Annotated in this window: 11 protein-coding genes; 4 read left to right on the top strand and 7 right to left on the bottom strand. The window is 44.5% G+C overall.

The window, feature by feature from the left end:
- Positions 1-18 precede the first annotated feature (18 nt).
- The 4 genes from pylB to asnB are packed head-to-tail and all read left to right on the top strand — an operon-like array spanning position 19 to position 4,340.
- Complete coding sequence (gene pylB / locus Ga0451573_RS16445; RefSeq protein ID WP_231685249.1) at positions 19-1,134, top strand: methylornithine synthase PylB; 1,116 nt, start codon at positions 19-21, stop codon at positions 1,132-1,134.
- Positions 1,094-2,260 carry a 3-methylornithine--L-lysine ligase PylC gene (gene pylC / locus Ga0451573_RS16440; protein ID WP_231685248.1) on the top strand — a complete coding sequence of 389 codons (1,167 nt, stop codon included), beginning with the start codon at positions 1,094-1,096 and terminating at the stop codon, positions 2,258-2,260. The genes pylB and pylC overlap by 41 nt, the downstream gene beginning before the upstream one ends.
- Positions 2,261-2,271: 11 nt before the next feature.
- Positions 2,272-2,520, top strand: coding sequence for a hypothetical protein (locus tag Ga0451573_RS16435; RefSeq protein ID WP_231685247.1), 249 nt, complete (start codon positions 2,272-2,274; stop codon positions 2,518-2,520).
- Positions 2,496-4,340: an asparagine synthase (glutamine-hydrolyzing) gene (asnB, locus tag Ga0451573_RS16430; protein ID WP_231685246.1), complete on the top strand. Its 1,845-nt coding sequence runs from the start codon at positions 2,496-2,498 to the stop codon at positions 4,338-4,340. Before Ga0451573_RS16435 ends, asnB begins: the two co-directional genes overlap by 25 nt.
- Here asnB and Ga0451573_RS16425 read toward each other — a convergent pair.
- The 7 genes from Ga0451573_RS16425 to Ga0451573_RS16395 all read right to left on the bottom strand — a co-directional run bounded on the left by Ga0451573_RS16425 (position 4,337) and on the right by Ga0451573_RS16395 (position 14,154).
- Complete coding sequence (locus tag Ga0451573_RS16425; RefSeq protein WP_231685245.1) at positions 4,337-5,497, bottom strand: metallophosphoesterase; 1,161 nt, start codon at positions 5,495-5,497, stop codon at positions 4,337-4,339. The genes asnB and Ga0451573_RS16425 overlap by 4 nt on opposite strands.
- Positions 5,498-5,608: 111 nt before the next feature.
- The gene (locus tag Ga0451573_RS16420; protein ID WP_231685244.1) at positions 5,609-8,839 is read right to left on the bottom strand and encodes a type I restriction endonuclease subunit R; all 3,231 of its coding nucleotides are present in this window, start codon (positions 8,837-8,839) and stop codon (positions 5,609-5,611) included.
- A complete protein-coding gene (locus Ga0451573_RS16415; RefSeq protein ID WP_231685243.1) occupies positions 8,829-9,488 on the bottom strand; it encodes an abortive infection family protein in 660 nt (219 codons plus the stop codon). Before Ga0451573_RS16415 ends, Ga0451573_RS16420 begins: the two co-directional genes overlap by 11 nt.
- 11 nt (positions 9,489-9,499) lie before the next feature.
- Positions 9,500-10,735: a restriction endonuclease subunit S gene (locus Ga0451573_RS16410; protein ID WP_231685242.1), complete on the bottom strand. Its 1,236-nt coding sequence runs from the start codon at positions 10,733-10,735 to the stop codon at positions 9,500-9,502.
- Entirely contained in the window at positions 10,728-11,552 is an 825-nt protein-coding gene (locus Ga0451573_RS16405; protein ID WP_231685241.1) for a KilA-N domain-containing protein, read from the bottom strand. Before Ga0451573_RS16405 ends, Ga0451573_RS16410 begins: the two co-directional genes overlap by 8 nt.
- Positions 11,553-11,600: 48 nt before the next feature.
- Positions 11,601-12,611, bottom strand: a complete 1,011-nt coding sequence (locus Ga0451573_RS16400; RefSeq protein WP_231685240.1) for a virulence RhuM family protein — start codon at positions 12,609-12,611, stop codon at positions 11,601-11,603.
- The gene (locus Ga0451573_RS16395; RefSeq protein WP_231685239.1) at positions 12,595-14,154 is read right to left on the bottom strand and encodes a type I restriction-modification system subunit M; all 1,560 of its coding nucleotides are present in this window, start codon (positions 14,152-14,154) and stop codon (positions 12,595-12,597) included. Before Ga0451573_RS16395 ends, Ga0451573_RS16400 begins: the two co-directional genes overlap by 17 nt.
- Positions 14,155-14,341: the final 187 nt, after the last annotated feature.

The following is a 14,341-nucleotide window of genomic DNA, read 5'->3' as shown; positions in this document are numbered from 1 at the left end:
AAACGGGAGGAAGATATAATGAACCTTGACACGATACTGCAAAAAGCCATTAATGCTCAACCCCTTACCTACAATGAAATCATGTTCCTGCTGACTTTGAATAAGGAAGCCGACTATACCAGGGTCTTTGCGGCGGCACGCGAAGTCCGGGCAAAACACTTCCAGGACAAGGTCTTCCTATATGGATTCATATATTTTTCCACCTACTGCAAGAATAACTGCAGTTTTTGTTATTACCGCATGACTAACTCTGAAAGTCCCCGTTATCGCAAGAGTATTGGCGAAACGGTTCGGATAGCAGGTGAACTGGCTGAATCCGGGGTTCACCTGATTGACCTGACAATGGGTGAAGACCCCCTTTTCCATAACCCTGATGGGTACAATGAGCTTACCAGGCTGGTCAGGGAGGTGAAAGAAAACAGTGACCTGCCGGTAATGGTTTCCCCTGGGTTAGTCCCTGCCGGGTCACTCTATGAATTGAAACAGGCGGGTGCCGACTGGTACGCCCTGTATCAGGAAACCCATAACCAAAACCTATACAAAAAGCTCCGCCTGCAGCAGGAATATGAGCATCGGATGTCCGCCAAACTGCTGGCGAAAAGGCTTGGGTTTTTCATTGAGGAAGGCATATTGCTGGGTGTGGGTGAAGATTTTACCGATATTGCCACATCTATTTTAACCATGCAGAATTTAGGAGTCCACCAGGCCCGGGTCATGAGCCTGGTCCCCCAGCGGGGGACCCCCCTGGCAGGACAGAGTCCCCCGCCACAGCTAAAGGAACTCCTCTCAATAGCGGTGATGCGTCTCGCCCTGGGAAATGTCCTGATTCCGGCTTCCCTGGATATTGAAGGGATTACAGGATTGAAAAAGCGCCTGGAGGCAGGCGCCAATGTGGTCACATCGATTATCCCGCCCCGGACAGGCCTGGCCGGAGTTTCACAAAGCTCTCTCGATATCGAAGCAGGTTTCCGCACTGCATCCGGAGTCACCAGGGTTTTAACAGAATTAGGCCTAAAGAGAGCTTCCCTACAGGAATACCAGGACTGGCTGTTGGCGCAAAAACCGGAGCCACATCAGAAAGGAGGGGTTGTTAATGAAAGTCGGCATTATTGGAGGACGGCTGCAGGGAACTGAATCTGCCTATCTGGCTAAACAGGCAGGATACCAAACCCTGCTCATTGACAGAAATCCCGAGGTCCCCGGAGCATCATTGGCTGACGAGTTTATAGTACTGGATGTAATAAACAATTATAGGCGTACCGGTGAACTGTTGCGGTCTGTGGACCTGATAATTCCCGCCAATGAAGACATCCTGACCCTGGCCAAGGTACACCAGCTGGCCCTTGAAATTGACCGTCCCCTGGCCTTTGACCGGAGGGCATATGCCGTCTCCTCTTCCAAACTAACCTCCAACGCATTTTTTCAGTCATTGAATATCCCGGTACCGGCAAAATGGCCAAATTGTCGTTTCCCGGCAATTCTTAAACCTTCTAATGGAAGCGGCAGCACCGGTGTAAGGACCATAAACACCGAGCGAGAGTTAAAAAAGCTTCTCATGAAACTGGGATCACAACCGGGCAACCCGGTAGTTGAGGAGTTTGTTCACGGCCCTTCCCTGTCTTTGGAGGTCGCCGCGTTAAACGGGGAGCCCCTGGCGCTTCAGGTAACCGAACTGGAGTTTGACCCCGATTATGACTGTAAGAGAGTCCTGGCCGGAAAACTGGTTGATCCCCAGGTCTCTGCCGAGCTCCGGCGCATCGGCTGTAATTTGGCCGAGTCCCTGCACCTGACCGGGATTATGGATGTGGAAGTGATGGTAGACAATGACATTCCCAAAGTAATTGAGATTGATGCCCGCCTGCCCAGTCAAACCCCAACCGCAGTGCTTCATTCCACCGGAATCAACATGGTGGAATTACTGGCAGAGATTCTTGTAAAGGGAAAACTCCCTGCCATTGATATAATTTCCAAACGCACCGTAATATACGAACACATCAGGGTATCCGGAAACCTTCTCGAAGTGACCGGTGAACACATTATGGCATCAGCGGGACCATTAGAATGTCATCCAGATCTTTACGGTTTTGACCAGGTCATCACTGATTTTAGCGAGGACCAAAGGAAAGCATGGGCAGCTACTTTAATTTCGAGCGCACCAAATTTCACAGAAGCAAAAATCAAGCGCCACCAGGCTCTCAAAAGCCTGATGGCAGAACATAACCTACAGGTATTCCGGGACCCGGTTCCGGCAGAAATTTAGGTGATGGCAGGATGACCAGACTTAATTCTGAGATGATTGCAGATATCCCTGATACGCTGCCTGAATATTGTGTTCCAGACACTTTTCCCCGGCACACGTCATATAATACCTCTGAAGCAAAAACTCCGGTACAGCGCCGTGCCGGTCTGGTGGCAATGAGGCCACAGGGTAATTGGAGATACCCTGTGGCCTCATTGTTTTGGGACAAAGTATATGCAAACAGGAGGATTATTTTATGTGTGGAATTACCGGCTGGATAGACTGGGACAGAGACCTGACTAAAGAAAATCTGATCCTGACAGCAATGACACAAACCCTGGCCCGCCGCGGCCCCGATGCCGAAGGTTATTGGCTGTCCCCAAGGGCCGCTCTGGGACACCGCAGGCTGACTGTAATTGACCCTGCCGGCGGAGGCCAGCCCATGAGCCGCAGGAGCGGAAACCGTGAATATGTTATCGTCTATAACGGTGAACTCTATAATACCCCTGAACTGCGCCGGGAACTGGTATCCCGCGGCCATATCTTTTGGGGACATTCCGATACCGAAGTGCTGCTGACCTCATATATTGAATGGGGACCGGCCTGTGTGGAACGGCTCAACGGAATATTTGCCTTTGGTATCTGGAATGAGGCAGAACAAAGCCTGTTCCTTGCCAGAGACCGCCTGGGTGTGAAGCCTCTCTTTTACACGGAACGAGGACGTTCCTTTCTGTTCGGCTCAGAACTAAAGGCCCTGTTGGCTCACCCCGAAATTTCCCCTGAGCTGGATACAGAAGGCCTGGCGGAAGTCCTTGTCCTTGGTCCGGCACGGACTCCGGGTCATGGTGTATTCCGTGGTATCAAAGAACTCAAACCTGGTCATTCCCTGTTATTTGCCAGGAAAGGTACTTGGATTAAAAAATACTGGGAACTGGAGAGCAAACCACATGAAGATGACCTGGAGACAACGGCAGCAAAAGTCCGTCATTTAGTCACTGATGCCATCAGGAGGCAGCTGGTTTCCGATGTCCCAGTCTGTACCTTTCTGTCGGGCGGAGTTGATTCCAGTGCCATCACCGCTGTGGCAGCGAAACAGTACCTGAGTGAAGGGAGGGAAAACCTGAATACCTATTCAATAGACTATGTCGACAACGACCGTCATTTCAAACCCGGCAGGTTCCAGCCCAATTCTGACTCCGACTGGGTACAGTATGTCTCAGAGCATCTCAATACATCACATAATTCTATATACTTTGACACACCGGATCTGGTTGACTCCCTCAGTATGGCCACAACGGCACGGGACCTGCCCGGAATGGCCGATATCGATTCCTCCCTTTACCTGTTCTGCCGTGAAATAAAAAAAAGGCACACAGTGGCCCTCTCCGGAGAATGTGCTGATGAAATATTCGGGGGCTACCCGTGGTATCACAACCCGCAAGATCTGCAAGCAGACACCTTCCCCTGGTCGGCAAAAATTGCGACAAAAATGAAGGTTTTCGCCCCTGAACTGACAGCACAGTTAAAACCCGCAGAATATATGGCAAGGCGTTACCGGGAAACATCTGCCGCAACCCCGCCCCTCCCGGGAGAGTCCCCCCGTGAGGCAGAAAGGCGTCAGATGTTTTACCTTAATTTTCACTGGTTTATGCAGACTCTCTTGGAACGCAAGGACAGGATGAGTATGGCCACGGGACTGGAGGTCCGGGTACCCTTCTGTGACCATAGGATAGTTGAGTATGTCTGGAATGTCCCCTGGAAGATGAAAACCTGTAACAATATTGAAAAGGGCCTGCTGCGGCGCGCCCTTCAGGGTATCCTCCCACAAGAGGTATTGTACCGCCGCAAGAGCCCATATCCGAAAACCCATAATCCCGGTTACCTGATCGCTGTCAGGGACGCTTTACTTACCAGAATCAGTGACCCTGCTTCACCCCTGCTTGATCTAATCAATATAAAACAGATTAGGAAAATGGCTGCAGCAAAAGCAGATGTCTTTGACAGGCCCTGGTTCGGTCAGCTAATGACAGGCCCGCAGCTATTCGCTTACCTGATCCAGACAGATATCTGGCTGAGAGAATATAAGGTAAGAATCCTTTAAGGAAACCTTACTGTAATCTCTACTATCTCCGGTTTATTCCCGATACGGATAGGTGGCCCCCAGGTCCCATATCCTGATGACACAATCAGGTTCAGGACGCCTTTTTGCAGCAGTCCCCAGTCCTGTTCGTAGATTTTTCCTGTAATCAGGTTATTGGGAAACAACTGCCCGCGGTGGGTATGTCCCGATAACTGCAGGTCAACACCGTTTTCCCTGGCATTTTCCAGGTCAACAGGTTCGTGGTCTAGCAAAATAACCGGGAGGGTGCGCTCTACCCCCCCCATCAGTGCCGATAATTCCTGCCGTTTCGTTCGTGGTGCCTGGTGGCTGCTGTTATCCCTGCCTACTATATAGAAACTGTCGGCAACTTTTACATACTCATCCCTGAGGACACGGAAACCGCCCTGTTCCAGGTAGCGGAAGGCAGCATCGACGTGACCGCTGATATACTCGTGATTCCCCGGAACAGCGAACTTGCCGTAACGTGCCGTCATCTTTTCAAAGACCTTTACCATATTGTCAACTTCCAAGGGCTCCATACTTTCATCAACAATGTCACCGGAAAGAAGAATCAGGTCAGGTTTTACACGCCCAACCTCCTCAGCCAATTTCTGCAGCCGTCCGGTACGTACAATTGAACCCAGGTGAATATCGGAAACCATGATAATATCCAGTTTCTCCACTGAGCCGGACGTTTTGTCAATAGTGAGGTCATACCTGGTTATCACGGGGTTAAGGGCATTAAATGTACCATAAATAAGGATGGCTGCTACTATGGCCAGCACCACGCCACCGGTAACCGGCGGTGCCAGGGGATTTTCCCTGACTACCTGCGGCAGGATATAAAAAAACCTGTCAAGCAGCCGGACAGCATCGATTACCAGTATTATCAGCAGGAAATAAAACATGGCTGCCGTCCAGTAAGCTCCGCTAATTGTCAGCCCTCTGCCTATCCCTGCAGGAAGAAACCGCTGGCCCATCTGGGCAGCCGGGTATGCTGCCACCAGAAGCCAGAAAATAACCCAATATACCCGGCGGTTCAAAAAGGAAATGCTGTTCCCCAGGGAATGCCACCCCCGGTAACCTATATAGTAATTAAATGCCCCATAAATAAAAATAATTATTGCCACAACAAAGAAGAAGATAACAGATCTCATAATTACTCCTTTTGCCTGTCATTTTTTGTTGTCATTAGACCAATTATAATATAGACAAATAATGGCGGGTTTAACAGTAAAAAACTACAAAAGACGAAAATCTCAAAGTCTTTATCCTGTATGGCTTAAATCCTCTGCAATCAGTTCAGCCTGTTTTAATACCGTTTCCGTGGCCAGTTTCTGCATATCGGGGGGGTAACCATACTGCCTTAAAGTCCGTTTGACGATCACTTTTAATTTTGCTTTGACACTTTCTTTTATTGTCCAGTCAATTGATGCATTTCCTTTCACTTTTTCATAGAGGACCACAGCCAATTCTCTCAATTTATCTTTTTGCATTAATTCCCTGGCGCTTTTGTTGTTGGCAATGGCTGTGTAAAAGGCATACTCATATTCGGACAACCCCATTTCCTGATGCTCTTTGTCCATTTTTTGAATATCTTTGCCCAGTGAAATCAATTCTTCAATAACTTCTGCTGCAGTTATTATCTTATTATGATATTTTTTAATTGAGTTTTCCAGCATTTCCATTAAAGCCTTGCTTTGTATCAAGTTCTTTTTGGTCCTTGATTTTATCTCATCATTGAGCAGTTTTTTAAGGACTTCAAGAGCTATATTTTTGTGCTCCATATTTTTGACTTCCATAAGAAATTCTTCTGAAAGTATGGAAATATCCGGTTTTTTAATCCCAGCCGCGTCAAAAACATCGATTACCCGCTCAGTTACCAAGGCTTTATCAATTACCTGTTTGATAGCAGTCTCAATTTCTTCGTTTGTTCTGCCTGCTCCGGCGCTATCAAATTTGGATAATCTGGACTTTACAGCCTGGAAGAATGAGACCTCATCTTTCACATCCAGGGCCTGTTCATGGGGAATGGCAATTGTAAAGGCCCTTGATAATTTTGTCACTTCATCAATATATCTTTTTTTGCCGTTTTCCAGATCCAGGATATATTCCTCAGCTGCCAGGATAAGGGACAGTTTTTTTGACGTATCTGCATCAAAATAATCCTCATATGAAAATCCATGATACATTTGAGAAACAACTTCCAGTTTTTCCAGCATTAATCTTACGGCTTTTTCCTGGGTAATTGCCGGGTCACCTTTTCCACCGCTGTCAGAATAGAAAGCCAGCGCCTTTTTCAGGTCTGAGGCAATGCCAAGGTAATCCACTACCAGGCCGCCGGGCTTGTCTTTATAAACCCTGTTTACCCTGGCAATAGCCTGCATTAGGTTATGGCCTTTCATAGGTTTATCAATGTATAGAGTATGTAATGAAGGAACATCAAAACCTGTCAGCCACATGTCCCGCACAATGACCAGTTTCAACTCATCTCCCGGGTCTTTCATCCTATCTGCCAATACCCGTCTCTGCTCTTTTGTCGTGTGGTGCTTTGATATCTTCGGTCCATCGGATGAGGCTGAAGTCATCACCACTTTGATGATGCCTTTTTTCAAATCGTCACTGTGCCAATGTGGTTTGATTTTAATGATTTCATCATATAAGTCGGCGGCAATCCTTCTTGACATGGAAACAACCATGCCCTTACCTTCAAACACTTCCTGTCTTTGCTCGAAATGGTCAACAATATCCCGGGCAACCTGCCTAATCCGGTTTTCACTCCCAATCAGGGCCTCCAATTGGGTCCATTTTGTCTTGGCCTTTTGGGCCTCATTCAAATCATCCTCACGCAGTTCATCATCCAAATCGGCAACCAGCTTTTTACCTTCTTCGCTAAGATAAATCTTAGCTAGTCTGCTTTCGTAATAAATCCTTACAGTTGCCCCATCGTCAACAGCCTGTGAAATGTCGTAAACATCAACATAATTGCCGAAAACGGCAGGTGTATTTACATCTGTGCTCTCGATAGGAGTTCCGGTAAACCCGAGGTAAGATGCATGGGGCAGGGCATCACGCAAATATTTTGCGAAACCATAAACAGTTTTTTGGCCGATTACATTTCCCTGTTCGTCCTTATCATCAACAGTTTTGGCTTTAAAACCGTATTGTGTCCGGTGGGCTTCGTCGGCAATGACAATGATATTTTTCCTGTCTGAAAGCCGTTCGTAAACATTGCCTTCATCCGGCTGGAACTTCTGAATTGTTGTAAAAACCACGCCACCGGAGGCCACTCTTAAAAGTTCTTTCAGATGTTCCCTGTTTTCTGCCTGAACGGGTTCCTGCCTGAGAAGCTGTTTTGCAGAAGCGAATGTATCAAACAACTGGTCATCCAAATCATTGCGGTCCGTTATCACCACAACGGTCGGATTTTCCATCACAAGTACGATTTTCCCGGTATAAAACACCATCGACAAGGATTTTCCGCTTCCCTGGGTATGCCAGACCACGCCGCCCTTACGGTCTCCGGCAGGCTGCAGCTTGACACCCGGCACACCGTAACTTTCGGGTGATTCCTTAGCAATATTTCCGATTGACGATGGTGAAAATCCTGCAGCTCTTAAGGTGGATTCTACTGCCCTGTTTACCGCGTAATACTGGTGATAAGCAGCCAATTTTTTTACTGTCTGGATAGTGATAATGCCGGTTTCTTGGTCTTCTTTTTTTGATTTTTCAAATACAATAAAATGGCGAAGCAGATCTAACAGTGTTTCCTGATTAAGCATTCCTTTAATCAGCGTTTCCAATTGCCCGATTAATGGCGATGCCTCTGTTTTACCGTCAAATGATTTCCAGGTCATAAAACGGCTTAAAGCGGCAGACAGTGAACCTGCTTTTGCTTCCAAACCATCGGATATAACTATAAGACCGTTGTAAGTGAAAAGACTTGGAATAGCTTGCAGGTAGGTTTGCATCTGGCGGTAAGCGGCGTTTATGGTGGCATTTTCATCAGCAGGATTTTTGAGTTCAATAACAGCTAAAGGCAGTCCGTTTACAAAAAGAATAATATCTGGGCGTTTATTTACTCCGTTCTCTATTACCGAAAACTGATTGGCAACAATAAAATCATTGTTATCGGGGTATTTAAAATCAATCAGCCAGACTATGTCTCCCCTGTTGTTTCCGTCCTTTTGCCAGCTTACTTTTATTCCTTCGGTGAACATCCGGTGAAATGCCTCGTTATTGGCTATCAGTTCCGGTGAGTTGAGACGCTGGATTTGTTTGACGGCCTCTTCCCGGACATCGGGCGGAATCATGGGGTTTATCCTGCCAATAGCTGTATGCAGGCGTTCCACCAGCAGCACATCTTCAAAGGACTGCCTTTCCGGGGTATCGCTGTCAGGGGCGATATCCGGGGCGTAGATGTAGTGATAGCCTAATTTCTCCAATAATTCGATGGCAAACTGCTCTATGGTGTTTTCAGTTATTTTATTATTCACCATCTTCACCTTCTTCGCTTTCGATAAAAGCTTTTTGCTCTGTTGAGTAGGCAGGGTGGTCAACATGATATAAAATTTCACTCGCTGTATATGAATAATCACCCATTACAAAATCGCCATACACATCATCCCAGAATTCGTTAAAATCTTCATTTTCAATATACAATACTTTAGTTTCGACAATTTCATTTTTGATCCTTGGATTTTCATTTTCAAAAGCTCTGATTAGAAAGCATGCAACAATCATTGTCGAGTCTATAAGAAATTCTTTTGTTAGTTCATCAACAAGAAAATTACGTTCCTTCAATTTTTCCAAGGGTTTCCCATGGGATGTCACTCCAATCTCATTTCTTAGTTCACCCATTTGTTGACCAATTGTTATTAAAGCAGATGAAATTTGAGTGGTCAAGCTACTGTTGTTGTAACCAAAAGCACTAAAAGCTTTTTTTAATATATTGTGAAATCTTATATTTACGCCGATCTCTATATCTTTTGAACAGCAAATTTCTTTAGAAATGGTTTCTAATAAAGCTTTTGCATTTTCTAATGAAAGGCTAAAATCGGTTGTGATATGTGCTTCAATTCTATCAATATAGGTTGATAAATCTGACCACCTTCCATATTGCTCAATTATTTTTCTCAGTTTCTCCATTAATCACAACCTCATTTGATTTCATATTCAACTTGAACTTCTCCACCCATAATTTTTGGCAATAAAGTATGCCGCAGATTTTCGAGGGTGTGGATTTGGGATTTATTATATAATATTTTATCATCAATTTTCTTAAACATAGGATAATACCCAGCCTGAATATGTTTAGGAGGAAATTTCACTTTGAAGCTGAGTAAATCCCCTATTTTCATGTTTAGTTGAACAGAAGTTCCGTCAGATATTCCATAGATATGTTCTAAAAAATCATCGGTTTTGAATAAATAATAGAGGAAAATAGAATATGTTTTTTCCTTATTTGGTCTTATTCTTGCTAAACCATTATTAAATACAGCATTTAAATCTTCACGAGTAAAGTAAATAATGCCTGGTGAACAAGTCCTTGCCATAATTATGTCTCCAACTTTTAATCTTGCTTTTTCAAAATCTTTATAGGTTACCCTTGCATTACCCCATTTAGAGAAATTCTTTTGTTGAGAAATATCCTGAATTCTTAAACACTTAATCCCAGTATCTTGTTCAACAATTGGTGCCCTTCTTATCGCATCCAAACCAGTATTAGCACATTCCACCATATTTGCAAGTGTCGTGTTCTCCCAATCCTCTTCTGTTTCCTCCACAAACCACTGCCGAAAAAGCGTTTCCGCCATTGCTTCAAGGTTTTTATTCTGACGGTGAAGAAGGTCTATTTTATCATCAAGACTGCCCAGAACGAAGGCTATGGCCTTTTGTTCGGGGAGGGACGGCAAAAGGATGGGTAAAGCCTTAAGAACAGACAAATTAATAAGTGGTATAGTTGAACCCGTGTCACTATTTATTATTGTTTCGGTCATTTTTGGACTTGAAAACCAATAATATGCAAATAATGGCTCAATTAAATCTTTGTTTAATGTAACTCTAAGTTGTTTGTTTGATATAATATAGCGGTTAAATCTCTCCTTCCCCTGTAAAAGTCCTACTTGCCCTATCGTACCTGCTGCAGTAAAAATCAAGTCATCTTTTTCAGCCCAAGTTCCTAGTTCATCCGCTTTTTTCTCTGAAATAAATACAAAACCTTCATCAATAAATTTTTGCCCTACATCTAAAGAAAGGTTATTTCCTCGAATAACCGGGATCCCTGATTCAATAAAGTATTTACTGCTAATATTAGAGCCAAAAGGGCCTGATATAATCGCCTTTTTGTGTTCTTCTGCCACTTCCCCCAACTTACATTTCTTCCACTCACTCATCTTTACTGCCCTCCAGCCTTTTAAGCCTTGAACCGTCAGCTAAAATTCGCATTTGCTGAATGGCAATTTTATTCAGCCTGTCCAAACGGATTTCTTGTGGTAGTCCTTCATTGATAAAAAGAGCATTAAGATTTTCCAGATTAGCCAGGCAGACCAACTGGGAAACATTGACGTAGTCCCTGATATTCCCCTTCTTGTCAGGGTTTTCATCCCTCCACTGGGCTGCTGTTATGCCAAAAAGCGCCATATTTAATATATCCGCCTCAGATGCATAAATATAGTTGATCTGCGCTTTACTCAGCTTAGCCGGGATAAGGTTTTCCTTAATGGCATCTGTGTGAATACGGTAGTTTATTTTGGCCAGGTTTCTTCTGATATCCCAGCCGAGCTGTTTTCTTTCCTGGTCTTTAAGACGCTGAAACTCTTTAATAAGATACAGTTTGAATTCAACCGATATCCATGAGGCAAATTCAAAAGCAATATCTTTGTGAGCATATGTCCCGCCGTACCGGCCAGATTTAGAGATTATCCCAATAGCGTTAGTGGTTTCTATCCATTGCTTAGGAGTAAGGGTAAAACTGTTAAGCCCAGCCATCTTTCTAAACCCGTCGAATTCGACGGGTTTAAAATCCGGGTTGTTAAGCTGCTCCCATATACCTAAAAATTCAATTGTATTGCGATTTCGAATCCAGTTTCTAATAATGTCATCAGAACCATCTTCCTTTTTATACTTTGCAATATCCGTAATGCAGATATAATCATCTTCATTGACGGTATAAAATGATATTTCCTTATTCATCACATTGATCTTAGCCATTCTTGCACACCACCCTGGCACATCTTTCTATAACCTCTCTCAACTGCCTTACTTATCAGCCTTTTTCGCCAGCTTCTTCAGTTTTTTCTCAGCTTCAAGAAAGTGCTTTTCTACCTGAGTAGGCAGTTCTTTGATCCGCTCCCGGTATATATCATACTCCCGACGGGCTTTTTCCAGCGCCTCAGCATGGGAAACCGTGCCGCTGTGGGTGAGTATGTCCCGCTCACTGGTCCGCAGGAAATCATCCAGCTTTTTAGCCCAGTCAGTCATATACATCGGCCTGCCATTTAAAGCCTGAAGTTCGGCAAAATCCAGGTACATGGAAACAATGCGGTTTAAGACATCCAGTTCCTGTTCATTGAGATAATTTTTAGCCACCTTTGCTTCCTCAAGGCTGGGTCTGCTTCCTGTAAAGTTGGTCATACCCATGTTATCTTTAGTCCCATCAGCCCTGCCGGCAATTATTTCTGCCGCAGTATGCCCGTGAGTTGCCCAGTGCATTTTGTTCTGCACTGTTTTAAAAAAAGTTTGGGTAACCTTAGCCCTGGAATCATAATCAATACTGGTGGCGTAAATATCCAGAACCTGCCGCCAGAAAACCTTTTCCGAAGACCGTATATCCCTGATGCGGGCAAGTAATTCCTTGAAGTAATTACCCCCATCTGCCTGCTTCAGCAGGTCATCATTCATGGTAAACCCTTTGATGATATATTCTTTAAGCCTTTGGGTGGCCCAAATCCTGAATTGTGTACCCCGATGGGATTTCACCCGGTATCCTACCGAAATTATAACATCAAGGTTATAAAACTTTGTTTTGTATTTTTTCTTATCTGAGGCAGTTGTCAAGTATTCCTTGACAACTGCCTTTTGACTTAGTTCGCCTTCTTTAAAAATATTGTTAATATGTAAGCTGATGTTCTGTTTTGTTGTTTGAAACAAATTTACCATTTGTGCTTGAGTAAGCCAGACAGTTTCGTCTTCCATTCTCACTTCAATTTTGGTTTGTCCATCTTCGGTTTGATACATCAGCACTTCATTCATATTATTTATCGTTGCCATTACCAATCACCACCCTGGCAAGATTTTCAAGGATTAAGGCATTCAGCCTTTCTTCTTCTTTAAGCTGTTCGATAAACTCTTTCTTCAGGTCTGTAAATCTTTCTTCAAAATTAAAATCATCTTCCTCCTCAGGCAGACCGACATATCTGCCCGGTGTCAGCACATAATCCAGTTCCCTGACCCTTTCAATAGATACAGAATTACAAAAGCCTTTTATGTCTTCATAATTGCCATCAGGATTACGCCAATTATGGTAAGTATCCGCTATTGTTTTAATATCTTCTTGCGATAACTCCCGTGTTCTTCTGTTTATCAGATGTCCCATATTCCGGGCATCAATGAACAGAATTTCATCAACTCTGTTCCGGAATTTACCGTTTGCTTTGTTCCTGCTCACAAACCACAAACTGGCCGGAATCTGTGTATTCAAAAAGAGTTTTGCCGGAAGATTCACAATACAGTCAACCAACCGGGCTTCAATAAGTCCTTTTCTGATATCACCTTCACCGGAACTCTTGGAGGTCAAAGCCCCTTTGGCCAGGACAAACCCGGCTTGTCCACTGGGACTGAGGTGATAGATGAAGTGCTGTATCCAGGCATAGTTGGCATTTCCGGTGGGCGGCGTACCATACTTCCATCTGCCGTCTTTTCTAAGTAAATCACCGCTCCAGTCACTGTCATTGAAAGGTGGGTTGGCAATGACATAGTCGGCCTTTAAGTCTTTATGACTGTCATTTAAAAAAGAACCTTCATTGTTCCATTTCACCTGTGAACTGTCAATCCCCCTGATGGCCAGGTTCATTCTTGCCAAACGCCAGGTTGTTTGGTTGCTCTCCTGTCCGTAAATGGAGATGTCGTTTACTTTTCCCTGGTGGTCCTGGACAAATTTTTCCGATTGCACAAACATTCCGCCTGAGCCGCAGCAAGGGTCAAAAACCCTTCCTTTGTAAGGCTCCAGCATTTCTACCAATAGCTCGACAACACTTCTTGGGGTGTAAAACTGTCCACCCTTTTTCCCTTCGGCTAAGGCAAATTCGCCGAGGAAATATTCGAAAACATGACCCAGAATGTCGGCGCTCCTGGCTTTGGCATGACCCAGGGCAATGTTTCCGACTAAATCAATCAACCCGCCCAAATTTGCGGGGTCAAGGTTACCTCTTGCAAAAACTTTCGGTAAAACGTCCTTAAGGGACGGGTTTTCTTTTTCAATCGCATCCATTGCTCCATCAACGTCTTTACCGATTTCCGGCAGTTTTGCCCTTGACTGCAGGTAAGACCAGCGTGCCTTTTCCGGGACAAAAAAGACATTTTCCGCTTTATATTCGTCTTTGTCTTCAGGGTCAGCGCCGGCAAAGTCCCCTTCACCTGCTGCTAATTTCCGGTATAATTCTTCAAAGGCATCAGATATATATCGTAAAAAAATCAGACCCAAAATAATATGTTTGTATTCGGCTGCATCAATATTCTTTCTCAGTTTGTCTGCCGCCTTCCAAAGCTGTTTTTCGATTGGTTCTTCGTTATTGTTCTTGTTACTCTTAGCCATCTTGCACATCCTTTTCAATTTTGCTTTTGATATCCATCAAATTTCTCCATTAAGAGGGAGAAACCCTCTAATTTCCCAGTAATATCAAGTTTTTATCCTGTGCGGCGAGAAGACTCCCACCTCTTCAGGTGGTGAGATGAATCGCCGTTCTGAATATTTTCCCCGAACACCAGTTCCCTTTCGTTCT

Origin of the sequence: Phosphitispora fastidiosa, assembly GCF_019008365.1 — a bacterium.
Lineage (GTDB): Bacteria > Bacillota > Thermincolia > Thermincolales > UBA2595 > Phosphitispora > Phosphitispora fastidiosa.
This window is presented reverse-complemented; position numbering and strand designations above follow the sequence as displayed.